14 protein-coding genes and 1 pseudogene are annotated in these 19505 nt (G+C 74.2%); 1 reads left to right on the top strand and 14 read right to left on the bottom strand.

Annotation, left to right across the window (positions count from 1 at the left end; translation table 11 throughout):
• Positions 1–142 precede the first annotated feature (142 nt).
• From HNP84_RS50995 to ftsZ, 6 genes are all read right to left on the bottom strand, one after another.
• Positions 143–2437 (bottom strand): hypothetical protein, encoded by a 2295-nt coding sequence (locus HNP84_RS50995; RefSeq protein WP_221335969.1) that lies wholly within the window; start codon positions 2435–2437, stop codon positions 143–145.
• A gap of 46 nt (positions 2438–2483) precedes the next feature.
• Entirely contained in the window at positions 2484–3365 is an 882-nt protein-coding gene (locus HNP84_RS06995) for a DivIVA domain-containing protein (protein WP_185048572.1), read from the bottom strand.
• Positions 3366–3414: 49 nt separating this feature from the next.
• Positions 3415–3702, bottom strand: coding sequence for a YggT family protein (locus tag HNP84_RS06990; RefSeq protein ID WP_185048985.1), 288 nt, complete (start codon positions 3700–3702; stop codon positions 3415–3417).
• Positions 3703–3799: 97 nt separating this feature from the next.
• On the bottom strand, positions 3800–4303 hold the full coding sequence (locus HNP84_RS06985) for a cell division protein SepF (RefSeq protein ID WP_185048571.1): 504 nt from the start codon (positions 4301–4303) through the stop codon (positions 3800–3802).
• Positions 4304–4421: 118 nt separating this feature from the next.
• Positions 4422–5138 (bottom strand): YggS family pyridoxal phosphate-dependent enzyme, encoded by a 717-nt coding sequence (locus HNP84_RS06980; protein WP_185048570.1) that lies wholly within the window; start codon positions 5136–5138, stop codon positions 4422–4424.
• A gap of 181 nt (positions 5139–5319) precedes the next feature.
• Positions 5320–6885 (bottom strand): cell division protein FtsZ, encoded by a 1566-nt coding sequence (gene ftsZ / locus HNP84_RS06975; protein WP_185048569.1) that lies wholly within the window; start codon positions 6883–6885, stop codon positions 5320–5322.
• Between the two features lie 1371 nt (positions 6886–8256).
• Here ftsZ and HNP84_RS06970 point away from each other — a divergent pair.
• On the top strand, positions 8257–8610 hold the full coding sequence (locus HNP84_RS06970) for a hypothetical protein (RefSeq protein WP_185048568.1): 354 nt from the start codon (positions 8257–8259) through the stop codon (positions 8608–8610).
• 7 nt (positions 8611–8617) lie between these two features.
• Here the strand turns inward: HNP84_RS06970 and HNP84_RS06965 are convergent, their stop codons facing one another.
• From HNP84_RS06965 to HNP84_RS06930, 8 genes and pseudogenes are all read right to left on the bottom strand, one after another.
• Positions 8618–9445, bottom strand: a complete 828-nt coding sequence (locus HNP84_RS06965) for a cell division protein FtsQ/DivIB (RefSeq protein ID WP_312924034.1) — start codon at positions 9443–9445, stop codon at positions 8618–8620.
• On the bottom strand, positions 9442–10851 hold the full coding sequence (gene murC, locus HNP84_RS06960) for a UDP-N-acetylmuramate--L-alanine ligase (protein WP_185048567.1): 1410 nt from the start codon (positions 10849–10851) through the stop codon (positions 9442–9444). The genes HNP84_RS06965 and murC overlap by 4 nt, the downstream gene beginning before the upstream one ends.
• A 47-nt stretch (positions 10852–10898) precedes the next feature.
• Entirely contained in the window at positions 10899–11996 is a 1098-nt protein-coding gene (murG, locus tag HNP84_RS06955; protein WP_185048566.1) for an undecaprenyldiphospho-muramoylpentapeptide beta-N-acetylglucosaminyltransferase, read from the bottom strand.
• Between the two features lie 15 nt (positions 11997–12011).
• Positions 12012–13331 carry a putative lipid II flippase FtsW gene (gene ftsW, locus HNP84_RS06950; RefSeq protein ID WP_185048565.1) on the bottom strand — a complete coding sequence of 440 codons (1320 nt, stop codon included), beginning with the start codon at positions 13329–13331 and terminating at the stop codon, positions 12012–12014.
• Positions 13328–14776, bottom strand: coding sequence for a UDP-N-acetylmuramoyl-L-alanine--D-glutamate ligase (murD, locus tag HNP84_RS06945; RefSeq protein WP_185048564.1), 1449 nt, complete (start codon positions 14774–14776; stop codon positions 13328–13330). Before murD ends, ftsW begins: the two co-directional genes overlap by 4 nt.
• Positions 14773–15831, bottom strand: a complete 1059-nt coding sequence (gene mraY, locus HNP84_RS06940) for a phospho-N-acetylmuramoyl-pentapeptide-transferase (RefSeq protein WP_185048563.1) — start codon at positions 15829–15831, stop codon at positions 14773–14775. The genes murD and mraY overlap by 4 nt, the downstream gene beginning before the upstream one ends.
• A gap of 761 nt (positions 15832–16592) precedes the next feature.
• Positions 16593–17963: pseudogene (locus HNP84_RS52625) on the bottom strand (UDP-N-acetylmuramoyl-tripeptide--D-alanyl-D-alanine ligase); the annotation flags it as partial.
• Positions 17960–19495, bottom strand: a complete 1536-nt coding sequence (locus HNP84_RS06930) for a UDP-N-acetylmuramoyl-L-alanyl-D-glutamate--2,6-diaminopimelate ligase (protein ID WP_185048562.1) — start codon at positions 19493–19495, stop codon at positions 17960–17962. The pseudogene HNP84_RS52625 and the gene HNP84_RS06930, both read right to left, overlap by 4 nt.
• Between the last annotated feature and the right edge of the window lie 10 nt (positions 19496–19505).

Here is a 19505-nt window from a genome sequence, read left to right as displayed (position 1 = left end):
GGCGAGCGCTTGAGATCGGCACCCGGCCGGGTCGTGCCAGCTCAGGACCCGTCGTGCCCAGCTCAGGACCGGTCGTGCCCAGATCAGGACCCGGTCGTTCGCAGCCCAAGGCCCGGTCGTGCCCGGCTCAGGGCCGGCCGGTTCAGCTCACGGTCTGGTGGTCGTGCTGGCAGACGGTGCAGCTCGACAGCCCGGCGGCCTCCGCCTCGGCGCGGGTCATGCTCTCCAGCCCGGACTTGTCGGCACCGCGGATCAGCGGGCACTTCGGGGCGTGGAAGCGGCGCGTACCGGTCATCACGCGGACGATCTCGTCGGCCCCGTCCGCGGGCTTGGGCGCGGTGGGCTCGGCGGCCGAGCCCTTGCCAGCGGCGCCCTTGGCCGGAGGGGTCTGGGCGGGAGGCGTCTTGGGAAGCCGGGCCTGGACGGTGTCGTCGGACTCGCGTCCGGCCCCGGGGGCGGCGCTGACCGTCTTGCCCTTCGGCCCGCGCGTGGGCGCCGTGGACGGCTCCTCGGCGAGAGGACCGGGCTCGGGCTCCTGGGCTCCCTCGGCCCGGGGAGCGCCCTTGGCAGGCGTGGCGGCCGTGGTGCCGGTGGTCTTGGGGCCTGCGGCATCGCGGGTGAACCAGCCGCCCCCGGAAGAGGACGGCTTCTTCTCCGCGGTCTCCGCCAGAATCGCACGGGCGGGCTCGGGGATCTCGACCGCGAACCGGGCCGGGGCACCGCCGCGGTCACGCGCATGACCGCGGTCGTCCCGCTCATCGCGCTCATCGCGCCCGCGATCGGCCGCTCCGGGCCGCGCCCCTGCGCCGAAGGCGTCGAACGTGGTCGGCGTGCTCGCCGGACTCGACGGACGGCCCGGCGGCGTCGTGGCCGCCCCGGGGGAAGCCGGGGGCGTCGGACGCGGGGAGGAGGGCGACGGGGACGCCGAGGGCTCGGCCGCCTTCTCGGGCCTCTCGGGCCTCTCCGGCTTCTCGGACGGCTTCACCCGCTCGGCACTCCGCGGCGGCCTCACGGCCTCGGCCGTCTGGGGCGGCTCGGCGCGCCCGGCCGCCTCGGCCCGCGCGCCATGCTCATCCGGCCGGGACGCCTCAGCACGCCCGGCCGTCTCGGACCGCCTGGCGCGTTCGTCCGCTTGGGAGGGCCTGGCGGGATCGGCGGCTTCGCCGCTCTTGCCGATCGTGCCCGCCTTACCTGACTCGCCGGCCTTGTCAGACTTGTCAAGCCGATCTGGGGTGCCGGACTCATCGGGCTCGCCGGACTTGCCGCCCTTGACGCTCTTGCCGGACTTATCCGCTACGGCGGCCTTGGTGGCCGGAGCGTCGCCGGTGTCGCCGCTGTCGCCGGTCTCGCCTGCTACGGGGGCGGTGGGGGGCGTATCGGAGGCGTGGGCGGGCCGAGGGGCGTCCTCGGCGGAGAAGGCCGCTCCACGGGCCACACCGGCGGCACGGGGCACGTCGAAGGCGCGGGTCGTCTCGAAAGCGGCAGAGGGCCCACGGAGATCGGGGGCGGCCGGGATATCGGTGGCGCGCGGGATGCCGAAGGCGGGGGGCGCATCGGCGGCGCGGGTGGTCTTCGTCGGCTCCGCCTCGGGGTCGGAGGGATGCTCCGGGTCGCCGGGCAGGCCGGGGGTCGTGGGCTCCGCGCCGGTGGGGGCGGCGGAGGGCGTCGCGGAGGCGGCGCCGGGAGAGGGGGCGGGCGTGCCGTAGGGGCGGGCCCGCGCCGGGGAGGGAGTGGCTTCCGGGGCCGGGTGAGGGCTCGCGGAGGGGTTCGAGGCAGCCTCCTGCCGGAGGGCCGCCGGTGGGTCCGCGAGCCGGTCCGGCGTCTCGGACTCCGGATCGGGAGTGGGGGGTGTCTGGACACCGCCGAGCGCGGCGTCGGGCAGGCATGCGGTGCAGGGCGTGAAGCCCTCCTCCCGCGCCTCCTCGTAGGTGAGCTCCTCGAAGGGCCGACCGGCGAGCTGACGGCAGCCCGCGACGTGATAGCGCCTGCGTCCTGGAATGACCAGGACGATCGCGTCGGGGGAGATCCCGCCGCCCGGTCTCGCCGCCACGCGGGGGGCCGCCCCCGCGGTCGGGCCCGCCGCCATGGGGGCCATGGGGTGGGCGCTCGGCGGCGCGGGGTACGTGCCCGGGTGGGCCATGGCCATGCGCTGCTGGGCGGCGTGCTGCTGGGCCTGGGGTGCCATCATGGGCGGCGCCATCGGGCCCGCGGCGGGCCCCGCTGGGTGGGGAGCGGTCGGGGGCACGGGTGCCTCCTTGCCGCGCCCGCCACCGGGGAACAGCTCATGCCGCTTGAGCAACACCGCGATCAGCAGGAAGACCGCGGACAGCACGCTGACCACGATCGACCACATGACCAGAAACGGCTTGGCCAGCACGAAGCCCGCGATCAACAAGATGATCGCCGCGAGCACGAAACCAGCGCTGACAAGGATCACAGGGGAACTCCCACTTACGGGTCAGGAAGGAAGTTGACCCGAAAGCCTACCTGCGATCGTTGTGCGGGCCGTCGGCCGTCTGGAAGGCGCCCTGGTGCTGCGGCTGCTCCGTGCCGAAGGGGGCGCCGGGACCGCCGGGGAGCGGCTGCTGGGCGCCGGGGGCGACGGCGTGGGACATCGCGGGACCACCGGGCATCTGGCCGCCGACGATCGGGAAGCCTCCGCTGCCCTCGGTGGCGACGTTCAGCTCGGCGAGCTGGTTCTCCAGGTACAGCTTGAGCCTGCTGCGGTACTCGCGTTCGAAGCTGCGCAGCTCCTCGACCTTGCGCTCCAGCTCGTCACGGGTCTGCACCAGCGAACCCATGGCCTGGCGGTGGCGCTCCTGCGCGTCGCGCTCCAGGGTCTCGGCGCGGGCGCGGGCGTCGCCGATGACCTGCTCGGCCTGTCGCCGGGCCTTGCTCAGGATCTCGTCGGCCTCACGGCGCGCCCGGGTCACCGTCTCGTCCGCCTCGCGGCGTGCGTCGGCGATGGCCTGGTCGGCCGTCTGCTGGGCCAGAGCGAGAACGCGGGCCGCGGTGTCCATGTTGTCCTCGGCCGGCGGCATGCCCATGCCCACGGGGACGGGCTGCGGCTGCGGCTGGGGCTGCGGGGGCTCCGGCGGCTTCATGGGCTCGGGCTGGGGGGCCATCATCTCGGGCTTGGGCTCGGCGACCGGGGCGGGCGCCATGGCCATGCCCATCCCGCCGGGGACCTTGCCCCGCAGGCACTCCGCGAGCTTGGCGCGGAGCTCCTCGTTCTCCTGGATGAGGCGGTCGAGCTCGGCCTCGACCTCGTCGAGGAACGCGTCCACCTCCTCCTCGTCGTAGCCCGGCCGTAGCCGGGTCGTACTGAACTGCTTGTTCCGCACATCAGCGGGCGTCAGCGGCATTTTCGGTCTCCTTGGCGCGCTCGGAGTCTGTCCGGAGGGACGGTACCCGTCATGGAAGCGCGGACACGAGTTGGATCAAGACCAAGACCACAATGAAGAGCACTGTGAAGCTTAGGTCAAAGGCCACGTTACCCAACCGGAGTGGCGGAATGAAACGGCGGAGGAACTTGAGAGGTGGATCGGTGGCCGTGTAGGTGGCCTCGGCCACCACGAGCACGACCCCGGTGGGCCGCCACTGCCTGGCGAACGCCTGCACCGTCTCGAAGATCATTCTACCGATGAGGAGCACGAGGTACAGCGACAGGACAACTACCAAGATCTCCCTAACGATCCCCACAGCGTTGCCCTGCCTCCATCCTGGTGTCGCAGCATCCCCGTCCCCGGCCGTGCCGGGGGCCACGGGTTCGGCCGTACGTTACACGCATAGCCGAACTCTAACTCTGGTTGAAGAACCCGCGTTCCGCGATTCGAGCCTTGTCCTCGGCAGTCACCTCGACATTGGCAGGGGACAACAGGAACACCTTGTTGGTAACACGTTCGATGCTCCCGTGTAGGCCAAAGATGAGACCTGCCGCGAAATCGACCAGTCGCTTGGCGTCGCTGTCAACCATCTCTGTCAGGTTCATGATGACCGGGGTGCCGTCGCGGAAGTGCTCCCCGATGGTCCGCGCCTCGTTGTAGGTGCGGGGGTGCAGCGTGGTGATGCGCGCGAGATCCGTCGTACGCCGTTCGATGACCGTGGTCGCGGGCCTGGGGGCGGGGACTCCGGATTCGGTGTCGTCCTCGCGCTCGCTCTCGGGGGCGGACCGCTCGTCCGCGCCGCGCCTGGACTCGTCGTAGTCGTCGTAGTCGTCGTCGGGGTAGCTCTCATACCTCTCGTAGCGGTCGTCCTCCACGAGACCGAGGTAGACCGCCATCTTGCGCATCGCGCCGGCCATCGCTACGTCGTCCTCCGTCGTGCGTTGAAGGTCCGTTTGCGGTAGCCGTACCCCCTTGGGACCAACCGCTGCTCGACCTCTACTGGAGTGTGGACGGCAAGGTCCACTGGAAAGGACATTACCTGACGAAGGGCTTGCGGCGACCGAGCAACGCCGTACCAATGCGCAGGTGTGTCGCGCCGGAGGCGACCGCCTCGGCCAGATCCCCGCTCATGCCCGCTGAGATGATCTTTGCATCCGGATGGTCGGCGCGCAACGATCTCGCGACCTCGGCGAGTCGGGCGAACGCCTTGGCCGGGTCCTCCCCCAGCGGCGCCACCGCCATCACCCCGCCCAGGGTCAGCCCCTCCGTGCGCGCGACCGCCTCGGCCACGGCCGGCACCTCCACCGGGGGCGTCCCACCGCGCTCGGGGTCGTCGTCCAGGGCCACCTGCACCAGGCAGGTGACCTCGCGCCCGGCCCGCACCGCCTCCCGGCCCAGGGCCGCGACCAGCCGGAGCCGGTCCACGGAGTGGACCACGTCGGCGTACCCGACGACCGAGCGGGCCTTGTTGGTCTGCAACTGGCCGACGAAGTGCCAGGTCAGCGGGAGCCCCGCGCACTCGGCGGCCTTGGGCCCCGCCTCCTGGTCGCGGTTCTCGCCCACGTGGCGCACGCCCAGCTCGGCCAGGAGCCGCACGTCGGAGGCCGGGTAGGTCTTGGTCACCGCGATCAGCGTCACCTCGGACCGCTCGCGCCCGGCCGCCCGGCACGCCGCCGCGATCCGGTCCTCGACCTCGGCCAGGTTCGCCGCGAGCCGCGCCCGCCGCTCCTCCGCCTCCGCAGGCTCCGTCACCCGGCACCCCCGCCCATGGCGGCCTCGGCCGCCTCGATCACCTCGACAACTCCGTTACACGCGCCATGCCGCGCGCCATCCATCCTGCACCGTCAGCGGCGCGGCGGCGTCGCCGGGCCCGCACAGGGCAACGCCCGCGCTGCGCCGATGCGGCGCGCCGCGCGGGCCCCGGCGAGGGCGGTCACTTCAGGAAGTCGGGGACGTCGAGCTCCTCCTCCTGCTCCTCGAACACCACCGGACGCCGCCGCGCGGGCTCCGACAGCCGGGAGCTGATCGGCGTGGGCGGCGTGGGCGCGGGGGGCTCGGGGGTGGGCCTGGGGATCGACACCGGCCCGCCCGGCTCCTCGGCCGCCGGCTGCGGCGCGGCGGCCTGGGGCTGCGCCGGCGCCGGGCTCTCGGCGTGGGCGGCCGGGCCGGAGGACGTGCCGATCGGCCGCACGGGCGCGGGCGGCTCAAGACGCGGCTCGGGCCGGGCCTCGGCCCTCGGCTCGGGGCGGGCCTCGATCCGCGGCTCGGGCCGGATCTCGTGGCGGACCTCGTGGCGGGGCTCGACACGGGGCTCATGGCGCGGTTCGGGGCGCGGCGGCTCCAGGCGAGGCTCCGTACGCGGGGGCTCCATGCGCGCCTCCGTACGCGGCTCCTGGCGCGCCTCAGACACCCCGGAGCCGAGCCCGGCGCGGGGCTCGGACTTGACACTGGGGGCGGGCGGCACCGGGCGTACGGGGGCCGTGGAGCCGGTCGCGGGACGGCTGGGCTGGGGGCGGGCGGCGGGCTGCTGGGCCGCGGCGCGCTGCTCCCTGGGCGGCTCGTCGAAGCCGGCCGCGATCACGGTCACCCGCACCTCGTCGCCGAGCGCGTCGTCGATGACCGTACCGAAGATGATGTTGGCGTCGGTGGCCGCCGCGTTGGACACGAGCTGGGCCGCCTCGTTGATCTCGAACAGGCCGAGGTCGGAGCCGCCCGCGATCGAGAGCAGGACGCCGTGGGCGCCGTCGATGCTCGCCTCCAGCAGCGGGCTGGAGACCGCCATCTCGGCCGCGGCCACGGACCGGTCGTCGCCCCGGGCGTGGCCGATGCCCATCAGCGCCGACCCGGCGCCGGACATGACCGACTTCACGTCGGCGAAGTCGAGGTTGATCAGACCGGGGGTCGTGATCAGGTCGGTGATGCCCTGGACACCGGACAGCAGCACCTGGTCGGCCGCCTTGAACGCGTCCAGCACGCTGACCTGCCGGTCGGAGATCGACAGCAGCCGGTCGTTGGGGATCACGATGAGGGTGTCGACCTCGTCGCGCAGCGTCTCGATGCCGGCCTCGGCCTGCGAGGCGCGCCTGCGGCCCTCGAAGCTGAACGGCCGGGTCACCACGCCGATGGTCAGCGCGCCGAGCGAGCGGGCGATGCTCGCCACGACGGGCGCGCCACCGGTGCCGGTGCCGCCGCCCTCGCCCGCGGTGACGAAGACCATGTCGGCGCCCTTGAGCACCTCCTCGATCTCCTCGCGGTGGTCCTCGGCGGCCTTGCGGCCCACCTCGGGGTTGGCGCCGGCGCCGAGCCCGCGCGTCAGCTCGCGCCCGACATCGAGTTTGACGTCTGCGTCACTCATCAGCAGCGCCTGGGCGTCGGTGTTGATGGCGATGAACTCGACGCCCTTGAGTCCCTCTTCGATCATTCGGTTGACGGCGTTGACGCCGCCGCCGCCGATGCCGACGACCTTGATGACCGCGAGGTAGTTCTGCGGTGCTGCCACGACGAGGGGCCTTTCCGCTCGTTGACTTGCGTTTTCGTGCGGACGGCGTTCCGCGCCCGCGCTTCCCAAACCCTCACCCTCAAGTTGAGATTTAGATTTATGTCAACCTGAGGATTGATACGGACAGTAGGAGTTACGCTCTAGGCGGGTCAACTAACCTCGCCACAAGCGCGCCCGGCGTGTCGCGCCCTGTCCTATTCGCGCGTCACAGGTATCTCCGACCGCCCATTCTCTCGCACCCGCCCCACCGCAACAGCACGCCCCCCGCGCCCATACCGGGATCGCATGCCCCGGCCACCGGGCCCCCACCCCCCTCACGGCCACACCGCTCCGGGACCACCCCACCTGGTGGCGCCACGGGGGCACGCCCGGCACGACGACCGCCTCCACGCCATCGAACCCCACCGTCGCGCAGCACTCGGCGGGACCGGGGCACCCCCAGGTGGCCCGTGCGGAGCCCACCCCTCCCAGGTGGGACGCCCACAAGCTCCGGTGGGGGGCACCCGGGCCTCGGGGCCCCGGCGGCAGGCCGAGGCCCGGCCACAAGCCCCGCACGGGAGGCACCCAGACCCCGGACCGCACGGCACACCGGAGACCGGCCACCACGCCCCACGCGGGAAGGGCCACCCAGACCCCGCGCCCCAACGGCAAACCGGGAACCAGCCACCACCCCTCGCACGAAAGGCCACCCATACCCCGGACCTTGGCGGCAGGCCGGGGACCGCCCCCAAGTCCCCGCGGGGGCATCCAGGCCCCGCGCCTCGACGGCAAGCCGGATACCAGCCACAAGCCGTCCAGGAGGGGCCACCCCCGGCTCCGGGCCCCGACGGCAGGCCGGGAACCGACGGCAGGCCCTCGCCACCTCCCCTGGCCGCCCACGGGACGGTGCGGGGCAAGCGCGACACCCAGAGGCCCGCCGAGGGGCGGCGCTTCGGCCGCCGGGAACCGGCCGCAAGCCCCCGCCACCTCCCCTGACCGGTCACGGGACGGTGCGGGGCATGCGCGACGCCCAGAGGCCCGCCGAGGGGCGGCGCTTCGGCCGCCGGGAACCGGCCACAAGCCCCCGCCACCTCCCCCGGCCGGTCACGGGACGGTGCGGGGCAAGCGCGACACCCAGAGGCCCGCCGAGGGGCGGCGCTTCGGCCGCCGGGAACCGGCCGCAAACCCGCGCCACCTCCCCTGGCCGGTCACGGGACGGTGCGGGGCAAGCGCGACACCCAGAGGCCCGCCGAGGGGCGGCGCTTCGGCCGCCGGGAACCGGCCACAAGCCCCCACCAGGGGCCACCAAAGCCCCGGACTCCGGCGGCAGACCGGGGACCGGCCGCGGGCCCCTCGCCGCCTCCCCTGGGCGGCCACGCGATGGTGCAGGGCATGGGCAACGGCCATGGAGCCGCCGAGGTGGGCGCTTCGACGGGGGCCGGTCCGGGTGAGGAGCGCAGCGGCGGAGTGATGTGGGAAGTCGGGCGGGCCGGCCTGGCCAAGGAGCGCAACGCCGGAGTGGTGCAGGAAGTCACGGCGGCGGGCCTGACCGAGGAGCACAACGCCGGAATGACCCGGGAACTCAGACGGGCAAGCCTGGCCAAGGGGCACAACGCCGGAATGACGCGGGAAGTCAGGACGGCGGGCCTGGCCGGGGAGTGCGGTGGGCGGAGTGATGCGGGACAGTACGGCCCGGAGGGGCCTGCCCATGCGGAGCTCGTGCCGTGGTCACGGCACGCGCCATGAGCGCCCCTCACCTGACCGTCACTACCTCTGGGGAGCTGACGTTGTAGGCCTTGGCGGGGCGGCGGAGCAGGGTGGTGAGGATGCTCGCCTTCTCCCGGGGGCGGTCGGCGCCGCCCCAGATGACCGTGCGGCCATCGCCCAGGGTCAGGGTGACGTCCTCGGCGGTGGTGGCGCGGACCTCGGCGACCTTGGCGGACAGGGCCTCGGGGAGGGAGACGATCACGGCCAGGGCGGCGCGGGTGGCGGGGTCGCCGGTGGCGGGGTTGTTGACGTGCAGGATCGGCAGGCGGGGCGGGGCGACGGTTCTGACCTCGGTCACGACGGCGTAGCGGTCGATCAGGGCGGCCTTGCCCGCGACCTGGAGCACCGCGACGGGCTCGCGCTCCACCACGTCGATGCGCAGGGTGCCGGGCCACTCGCGGCGTACCTCGGCCGACTCGATGCGGCGGATGGCCAGGACCCGGCCCCGGACGGCGGCGAGATCGACGGTGGCGAGCGGATGGCCGTCGGCCACCCCGGCCGAGCGGGTGATCTGCTCGGAGGGCACGGTGAGATTTCCCACAACCTCGATCTCGCGCACGCCGAGGACGGGTGAGAAGAACACCACCCAGGTGGCGCTGCCCACGACCCCGGCGGTGAGGAGCGCGAGCAGGACCGTGCGCCACCACCGCCGCCCGCCGCGCCCGGCGTCGTCGCCGGCCTCGCCGGGCTCGTCGTCGTACGGCGGGTCGTACCGGTCGTGGCGGTCGTACTCGCCGGGCTCGGGCGCGGTGGCGGCCCGGCCCCCGGCCGGGGAGCCGGGTGCGGGACCCGCCTCGTCGCGCTCGGAGGTCACCGCGCGGACAGCTCCGCCACGATGCGCGGCCCCAGCTCGGTCACGTCGCCCGCGCCCATGGTGAGCACGATGTCACCGGGGCGGGCGCGTTCGGCGACCAGCGCGGGCACCTCCGACCGCTCGGGCACGTAGCAGACCCGCTCGGCGGGCAGCGGCACCTTGCCGGCCACCAGGGCGCCGGAGACGCCCGGCTCGGGGTCCTCGCGGGCGCCGTACACGTCGAGCACGATCGCCTCGTCGGCGAGGCCGAGCGCCGTGCCGAACTCGTCGGCGAAGAACCGGGTGCGCGAGTACAGGTGCGGCTGGAAGATCGCGATCACCCGGCCGGAGCCGGAGGAGAAGGAGGCCGCGACGTCGCGGGCGGCGCGCAGGTCGGCGGCCAGCTCGGTCGGGTGGTGGGCGTAGCTGTCGAAGACGGCGACGCCGCCGGCCTCGCCCTTGGCCTCGAAGCGGCGCTTGGCGCCGGTGAAGGCGGCCAGGCCGTCGCGGATCTCGCCGAAGGGCAGGCCCAGCTCGGCGGCGACCGCGATCACGGCGGCGGCGTTGAGCGCGTTGTGCCGGCCGGGCACCGAAAGCTTCACCGGCCCGAGCTCATCGACGGCGAAACGGACGCCGAGCCCCTCGGGGGTGACGCCCTGCACCCGGAAGTCGGCCTCGGCGGACTCGCCGTAGGTGCGCACGGTCAGGCCGCGGGCGCGGGCGATCGGCACCAGGGCCGCGGCGCCGGGGTCGTCGGCGCACACGATCAGGGCCGAGCCGACGCGCTCGACGAAGCGGGCGAAGCTGTCGTGCACCGCGCGCGGGTCGCCGTAGTTGTCGAGGTGGTCGGCCTCGACGTTGGTGACCACCGCGATCTTCGGGGCGAGCATGAGGAAGGAGCCGTCGCTCTCGTCGGCCTCGGCCACGAACACCTCGCCGTTGCCCTCGTCGGCGCCGAGGCCCGTGGTGACGAGCTGGCCGCCCACGCAGTAGGACGGGTCGGCGCCGCACTTCTGCAGCGCCACGGTGAGCATCGAGGTCGTGGTGGTCTTGCCGTGGGTGCCGGCGACGGCGACGCCGGTGCGCCCGGCCATGACCGCGGCCAGCGCCGCCGCGCGCGGGATGACCCGCAGGCCCTGCCGCAGCGCCTCGCCCAGCTCGGGGTTGGAGTCGCGGATCGCGGTGGACACCACGACGGTGTCGACGTTCTTGATGTGCGAGGCGGCGTGGCCGATGTGCACGGTCGCGCCCAGGTCGCGCAGCTCGGTGACCAGGTCGGACATCCGCGCGTCGCTTCCGGACACCCGCACCCCGCGTTTGAGCAGGATGCGCGCGATGCCCGACATGCCCGCACCGCCGATCCCGATGAAGTGCACCCTCCCCAGCTCACCGGCCGCGATGGGATCGACCAGCTTGACGAGACTCATCCGACGTTCACCGTTCCTCGCTCACGCCAACCAACGTCGCCGCGGCGTCATCGCCGCTCCTGCGCCGCCGCCGCGGCGATGCCCATCACCCGGCGGGCCAGCTCCACGTCGGCGTCTCTGCGCCCCATTCTGGCCGCGGCCTCGGACATGGTCGCCACCCGCTCCGGGTCGCGCAGGATCGGCAGCAGGCTGTTGATGATCCACTCGGGGCTGAGCTCGGAGTCGTCGATCAGCAGGCCGCCGCCCGCGGCGGCGATGGGCTCGGCGTTGAGCCGCTGCTCGCCGTTGCCGTGCGGCAGCGGCACGTACGCCGCCGGCAGCCCGACCGCGGTCAGCTCGGCGCAGGTCATCGCCCCGCTGCGGCACAGCGCGAAGTCGGCGGCGGCGTAGGCGAGGTCCATGCGATCGACGTAGGGCAGCACGACGTACTGGGGGTCGCCGGGCGGGGGCTCCTCGTCGAGGGTGTTCTTGGGGCCGATGACGTGCAGCACCTGGATGCCGTTGGCGCGCAGCACGGGCGCGGCGGCGAGCGCGGCCCGGTTCAGGGAGCGGGCGCCCTGGGAGCCGCCGAAGACCAGCAGGGTCGGCAGGTCGGCCTCCAGGCCGAACCAGGACCGGGCCTTGTCGCCGGTGGACAGCCGGTCGAGGTCGACGATGTCGCGGCGCAGCGGGATGCCGACGTACTCGGCGTGCGGGAGCGAGGCCTGGGGGTGGCCGGTGAAGACGTGCTCGGTGAGCCGGGCGCCGAGCCGGTTGGCCAGGCCGGGCCGCGGGTTGGCCTCGTGCACCACGATCGGGACGCCGCGCCGCCTGGCCGCGAGGTAGCCGGGCGTGGCGACGTAGCCGCCGAACCCGACCAGGACGTCGGCCTGGACCCGGTCCATGACGCCCGCGGCGGCGTTGATCGCGCCGGCCAGGCGGCCGGGAACGGTCAGGAGCTGGGGCGTGATCGCCCGGGGCAGCGGCACCGCCGGCACGAGCTGCAGCTCGTAGCCCCGTTGCGGGACCAGTCTGGTCTCCAGGCCGCGCTCGGTGCCGAGGCAGGTGATCCCGATGTTGGGATCCAGTTGGCGTAGCGCGTCGGCAAGGGCCAGCGCGGGCTCGATGTGGCCCGCCGTCCCGCCGCCTGCGAGGACCACCCTCATGTCGGTCCTTTCACTTCACCTATCGATGTGACCTTCTCGGCGCCCCGCGCGGACCCGCCGCGCCGGACCACCCAGGCCAAGCCAGCTTAGGGCCCTTGACGCCGGTCCGGGGCCACGTGCCGCGAGAGCCTCGCGCGCTCCGGGCTCGCGTTTCGCGAACGACAGCAACATGCCAAGGGCCGCCAGCGTCGGCAACAGGGCGGATCCACCATAGGACACCAGGGGCAGCGGGATGCCGGTGATGGGCAGGACGCCGATGACCGCGCCGATGTTCACGATCGCCTGGCCGGCGACCCAGGCCACGACGGCGCTGGCGGCCAGGCGGATGAACGGGTCGTTGACGCGGGAGGCGACGCGCAGCCCGGCGTACCCGAGCAGGCCGAACAGCGCGACCACCGACAGGGTGCCGGCCAGGCCCAGCTCCTCGCCCAGGATGGCGAAGATGAAGTCGCTCTCGGAGTGCGGCAGCCAGTCCCACTTCTGCCGGCTGCTGCCCAGGCCGAGGCCGAACCAGCCGCCCGAGCCGATCGCGATCTGCCCCTGCACCGACTGGTAGCCGGCGCCCTGGGCGTCGTCCCAGGGGAACAGGAAGGAGTTGATCCGGGCCATCCGGTACGGCTCGACCTTGATCATGATCAGCGTGGCGAGCACGGCCACCGACAGGATGCCGCCGAACAGCCGGATCGGCGCGCCGACCACCCACAGCAGCGACAGGAAGATCATCATCAGCACCAGCGTGGTGCCCAGGTCGCGGCCGAGCATGACCATGACGGCCACGATCGCGGTGCCGGGCATCAGCGGGATGAGGAGCTGCCGCCACTCGATGCGGCCCTTCTTGGCCCGCCGGGCCAGCAGGTCGGCCCCCCACAGCGCGAGGCCGAGCTTGGCCGGCTCGGAGGGCTGCAGGTAGATCGGGCCGAGGTCGATCCAGCGCTGCGCGCCGAGCTGCGACTCGCCGACGAAGATCACGATGAGCAGGCCGATGATCGACAGCGCCATCAGCGGGTAGCCCGCGAGCCGGAAGAACCGCTGCGGCAGCCGCGAGCACACCCACATCAGCGGCACGCCGAGCGAGGCCGACAGCGACTGCTTGAGGAACCAGGTGAACGGGGTGCCGGTCTCCTGCAGCGCCTCGATGCTGGAGGCCGACAGCACCATCATCAGGCCCAGCGTGAGCAGCAGCGCGCTGCACCCGATGATCAGGTAGTAGGAGGTCAGCGGCCGGTCCAGCAGCTCCAGCAGCGGGCCGGCCACCTCGCGGAACCCCCCGCGCCGCTCACCGGCCTTCTCCTTGCGCGGGGCCGTGCGGGGTACGGCCGGGCTCTCGGCGGTCATCCGCGCCGCCCGGAGCCGCCCTGGCCGCCGTCGCCCTCGCCTGCGGCGGCGAGGCGGCGCACGGCCCGCGCGAACGCCTCCCCCCGCGCGCCGTAGCTGTCGAACATGTCCAGCGACGCGCCCGCGGGCGCGAGCAGCACGGTGTCCCCGGGGGCGGCGAGCCTGGCGGCTTCGGCGACGACGTGATCCATGACCCCAGTGTCTTGCGCCGCGACCTCCACCACGGGGACATTCGCGGCGTGTCGCGCGAGAGCCCGTGCGATGGCCTCCCTGTCGGCGCCGAGCAGCACCGCCCCGCGCAGCCGCGGCGCCGCGCGGCGCACCAGGTCCTCGACGTCGGCGCCCTTGAGCTGGCCGCCGGCGATCCACACGATCGACGGGTACGCCGCCAGCGACGCCCCGGCCGCGTGGGCGTTGGTGGCCTTGGAGTCGTTGACGTAGAGCACGCCGCCGACGGTGGCGACGGCCTCCATCCGGTGGGGGTCGGGCACGAACGCGGCCAGCCCCCGCCGCACCGCCTCGCACGGCACGCCGTACGCGCGGGCGAGCGCCGCGGCGGCCAGGGCGTTGGCCACGTTGTGCGGCGCGAACGGCCGCACGTCGGACAGCTCGGCCAGCTCCTCGGCCTGACGGACGGGGTCGGCCACGAACGCCCGGTCCACCAGCAGGTCCTCCACGACGCCGAGCTGCCCCGGGCGGGGCACCGACAGGGTGAAGGACACCGCGCCCTCGTACGGGGCGGCCAGGCGGGCGCTCAGCTCGTCGTCGGCGTTGTAGACCACGGTGCCCGCGCGCTCGAAGATGCGCCCCTTGGCACGGGCGTACTCCTCCATCGAGCCGTGCCAGTCGAGGTGGTCGGGGGCGACGTTGAGCACGGCGGCGGCGTGCGGCGCCAGGCCGTGCGACCAGTGGAGCTGGAAGCTGGACAGCTCGACCGCCAGCACGTCGGACGGGCCGCGCACGGCCTCGACGATCGGCGTGCCGACGTTGCCGACGGCGAGCGGGTCGTGCCCGGCGGCGGCCAGCATCGAGGTCAGCATGCGCACCACGGTGGTCTTGCCGTCGGTGCCGGTCAGGGCCAGCCAGGGCGCGGCGCCGGGGCCGCGCAGCCGCCAGGCCAGCTCGACCTCGCCGATCACCTCCACGCCCCGGCGGGCCGCGGCGACCAGCAGGGGGTGGTCGGGACGCCATCCGGGCGAGGTGACCAGCAGCGAGGCGCCCTCGGGCGGGTGCTCGAACTCGCCGAAGCGCACCTCCACGCCGAGCGGGGCCAGCTCGGCCGCCGCCGCGCGCTGCCGCTCCCCCTCGCGGGCCTCCAGCACCACCACGCGGGCCCCGCGCTCGGCCAGCGCCCGCGCCGCGGCGCGCCCGGACACGCCGAGCCCGGCCACCACCGTGAACTCGCCCGCCGCGGGGGCCGCGGCCCCGCTCCCGCCGCCGCTCATGCCTTGGGCACCCACTCGACCCAGAACAGCCCGAGGCCCGCCGCCGCGCACAACATCGCGACCAGCCAGAACCGGACGACGATCGTCGTCTCCGCCCATCCCGCCAGCTCGAAGTGATGCTGCAGCGGGGCCATGCGGAACACGCGTCTGCCCGTCATCTTGAAGAAGCCCACCTGGATGATCACGGACATGGTGATGATCACGCACAGCCCGGCCAGGATGATCAGCAGGAGCTGGGTGCGGGTGGTGACGGCCAGGCCCGCGATCACGCCGCCCAGGGCCAGCGACCCGGTGTCGCCCATGAAGATCTTGGCGGGCGGGGCGTTCCACCACAGGAACCCGACCAGCGCGCCGAGCACGGCCGCGGCCACGACGGCGAGGTCGAGCGGGTCGCGCACCCAGTAGCAGTTGGGGCCGAGCTGGTTGACGCAGCTGTTGCGGAGCTGCCAGTTGCCGATCAGCACGTACGACCCGAGCACCACGCCGGTCGCGCCCGAGGCCAGGCCGTCGAGGCCGTCGGTGAGGTTCACCGCGTTCGAGAAGCCCACGATCATGATCAGCACCCAGACCGTGAACGCCACGATCCCGATGGACGGCCCGAAGTCGCGCAGGAACGACACCCGCGTCTCGGCAGGGGTGATGTCGTAGGCGTTGGGGAACCGCACCACGAGCACCGCGAAGATCGCGCCCACCACGAGCTGGCCCGCGGCCTTCGCGCCGCTGCGCAGGCCCAGGCTGCGCTGCTTGTAGATCTTGATGAAGTCGTCGAGGAACCCGACCATGCCGAGGCCGGTCATCAGGAACAGCACCAGCATGCCCGAGACCGTGGGCGGCGTGAACGTCCCCGCGTGCGAGGCGGCGTACCCGATCAGGGCCGCGATCACGATCACGGTGCCGCCCATGGTGGGGGTGCCGCGCTTGTCGTAGTGGCCGGAGGGGCCTTCCTCGCGGATGTTCTGGCCGTAGCCGCGCCGGGCGAACAGCCGCATCGCGATCGGCGTGCCGATCATGGACAGCACCAGCGACACCATGGCCGCCAGGAGGATGTCGATCATCGGCCGTCACGCTCCACCGAGCCCGGCAGCGCGCCCCCGCCGGAGGGCCGGCGCGTCACGGCCTGCCGCGGCGCCCCGGACGTACGCTTGGTCGCCCCGGGCGGCGGCACGGCCCCCGGCCCCGGCTGCGGGGCGGGCTGGGGCACGGGGTTCGGCAGGTGGCCCTCCGGGACGTACCCCGGCGGCGCGGCCGGAGCCGGGCCACCGTGCGCCGCCGGTCCGTACGGTGCCGGTCCCTGCGGCGGCCCCTGGACCGGCCCATGAACAGGCCCCTGGACCGGCGCTTGAACAGGTCCCTGGACCGGCCCTTGAACCGGCCGCTGAGCCGATCCCGGCACCTGGCCCTGCGCCGGCCCCTGGACGGGACCCCGGGCCGCGCCATGGGGCGGGATCTGCGCCGGGCCGTGCGCGAGGCCCCGGGCCTGGCCCTGTGCCGGACCCTGAGCCCGGCCTTGCGCGGGGCCCTGAATGGGGCCCTGCGTGGGGCCCTGAGCGGGGCCCTGAGCGGGGCCCGGTGCCGGGCGGCCGTGCGGGCCCGGGGGGCCCTGCGGGGGGCCGGGGTGGGCCGGGCCGCCGTACGGCACACCGCCCTGGGCGGGGCCGGGCCTCGGCGGGCCGGCCCGGCCGGGGGCGCCCGGACCGGCGGCGGGACCGGGCGCGTACGGCTGCGCGCCCTGACCCGGGCCCGGGGCGTACGGCTGCGGGCCCTGGTGGTACGGCTGCGGCCCCGGGCCGGGGGCGGGCGGGTAGGGCTGGGGGCCCTGGCCGGGGGCGGCGAGCAGCAGCTCGGCGACGCGCTCCAGGCCCATCGCGCGCGGCCCCTTGATCAGGACCACGTCGCCCGGGGCGAGCCGGGGGCCGAGCTCGGCCGCCGCGGTCTCGGCGTCGGGGACGTGCAGGATGGGGGCGCCGGCGGCGCCGGCGAGGATCGGTTCGGCGTCCGGGCCGACCACGACCAGGCCCGCCAGGCCCGCGCCGCCCGCCAGCCTGCCGACCTGCTCGTTCAGCGCGGCGCTCTCCTCGCCCAGCTCGCGCAGCGCCGCGATGACGGCGAAGCGGCGGCGGTTGCGGCCCAGGTCGCCGAGCGCCACGAAGGCGGCGCGCATGGAGTCGGGGTTGGCGTTGTACGCGTCGTTGATCACGGTGACGCCGTCGGGGCGGTCGGTGACCTCCATGCGCCAGCGGCTGCGCGGCTCGGCCTCCGACAGCGCCCGGGCGATGGTCGCGACCGGGAGCCCCAGCTCGTAGCCGCCGGCCGCGGCGGCGAGGGAGTTCTCCACCGCGTGCTCGCCGTACAGCCGCAGCGCCACCTCGGCGTCGCCCGAGGGGGTGCGCAGCACGTAGCGGGCCCGGCCGCGCTCGTCCACGGTGACGTCCTCGGCCCGCACGGCGGCGTCGGGGGACCGGCCGAACCACGTCACGCGGGCGGACGTACGGGACGCCATCGCGCGTACGTGCGGGTCGTCGGCGTTGAGCACCGCCACCCCGTCGGACGGCAGCGCCTCCACCAGCTCGCCCTTGGCCTTGGCGATGGCCTCGCGCCCGCCGAAGACGCCGAGGTGGGCGGTGCCCACGTTGAGCACCACGCCGATCCTGGGCGGGGCGATGCGGGCGAGGTAGGCGATGTGCCCCGCGCGGCGCGCGCTCAGCTCCAGCACCAGGAACCGGGTGCTCTCATCGGCCTTCAGCACGGTCAGGGGGTGGCCGATCTCGTTGTTGTACGAGCCGACCGGCGCGACCGTGGGCCCGATCAGCGCGGTGAGCCCGGCCAGGAGGTCCTTGGTGGTGGTCTTGCCCGCCGAACCGGTGATCCCGATGACGGTCGCGGAGGGCAGCTCGGCGTGCACGGCCTGGGCCAGCGCGGCGAGCGCGGCCTGCACGTCGCTCACGATCACCGTGGGCGCCTCGGTCGGGCGCGTGGCGAGCACGGCCGTGGCACCGGCCTCGACCGCCGCGGCGGCGAAGTCGTGGCCGTCCACGCGCGCGCCCTTGATCGCCACGAACAGGGATCCCGGCTCGACGGCGCGCGAGTCGATCACGACGGGGCCGCGCACGACCGTGTGCGGATCGGCCATGCCCATCAGGGCTCCCGATGTGATCTCGGCGATCCTGCCAAGCGGCAACGGGATCATGCTTGTGTCCTCTTCTCGATATCTGATCTACGGTCGATGGCCTCGGCGACCACCTGCCGGTCGTCAAAGGGCAGCACCTCGCCGGCGACGTACTGCCCCTGCTCGTGGCCCTTTCCCGCCACCACGAGGACGTCACCGCGCCCGGCGCGGTCGACCGCGAGGCGGATCGCGGCCGCACGGTCGGGTTCCATGATCACATGAGCGCGTTCGTGCTCGGGCACCCGCAGGGCGCCGTCCAGCATGGCGGCCAGGATGGCCAGCGGGTCCTCCGAGCGCGGATTGTCGCTGGTGAAGATGGCCACGTCCGCCAGGCGGGCGGCGGCCTCGCCCATCATCGGCCTCTTGCCCGTGTCGCGGTCGCCGCCGCAGCCGAGCACCACGGTCAGCGTGCCCGCGCAGACCTCGCGCAGCGCGCGCAGCACCGACTCCACCGCGCCCGGCTTGTGCGAGTAGTCGACGATCGCCTGGAAGTCCTGCCCGGCGTCCACCCGCTCCATGCGGCCGGGCACGCCGGTGAGGGTGCCCACGCCGTGCACGGCCGTCTGCAGCGGAACCCCGGACTCGACCAGCGCCACGACGGCGCCCAGGGCGTTGGCGACGTTGAACGGCCCGGGGAGCGCCACCGCGACGTCGGCCTCGACGCCGCCGGGGCCGACCACCCGGAAGCAGCTCCCGTCGCCGCCGAGGCGCACGTCCAGCGCCCGCCACTCGGCCTCGGCCGCGCCGCGCGCCGAGAACGTGGTGATCGGGATCTTGGCCAGGCCGAGCAGCTCGCGGCCGTAGGCGTCGTCCACGTTGACCACCCCGGCGCGGCTGAACTCCGGGGTGAACAGCCGGGCCTTGGTGTGGAAGTAGTCGTCCATGTCGCGGTGGAAGTCGAGGTGGTCCTGCGACAGGTTGGTGAAGACCGCCACGTCGTACACGACGCCGTCCACCCGGCCGAGCGCGAGCGCGTGGCTGGAGACCTCCATCGCGGCGGCGGTGACGCCCTGCTCGCGCATCAGCGCCAGCAGGCCGTGCACGTCGCTGGCCTCGGGCGTGGTCAGCTTGGGGGTGAACCGCAGGTCGCCCACGCGGATCTCCACACCGCCGATCAGCCCGGTACGGTGGCCGGCCGCGCGCAGCCCCGCCTCGATCAGGAACGTGGAGGTGGACTTGCCGCTGGTGCCGGTGACACCGATGATCGCGATGTCCTCGGCGGGCCGGCCGTAGACCCAGGCGGCCACCTGGCCGAGCACGGCGCGGGGATCGGGCGTGACCAGCACGGGCAGGCCGGTGGCCACCGCGGCCTCCCGCCCCTCGGGGTCGGTGAGGATCGCGACGGCGCCGGCCGCCATCGCCTCACCGGCGAAGCGGGCTCCGTGGGCCGACTTTCCGGGCAGCGCGACGTACAGATCGCCCCGGCGCACCTCGCGCGAGTCGATCGTGACGCCGGTCACCACGGCGATCGGCGCCTTCGGCGAGCCTGACGGCGCGCCGAGCAGGGTCGCGAGCCCGGAGAGCGGGCGGGGCTGACTGGTCGTTGGACGCATGGACGACGGG

Source organism: Thermocatellispora tengchongensis, from assembly GCF_014202315.1.
GTDB lineage: Bacteria > Actinomycetota > Actinomycetes > Streptosporangiales > Streptosporangiaceae > Thermocatellispora > Thermocatellispora tengchongensis.
Note: the sequence above shows the minus strand (reverse complement) of the source record. Positions and strands in the feature narration are given on the sequence as shown.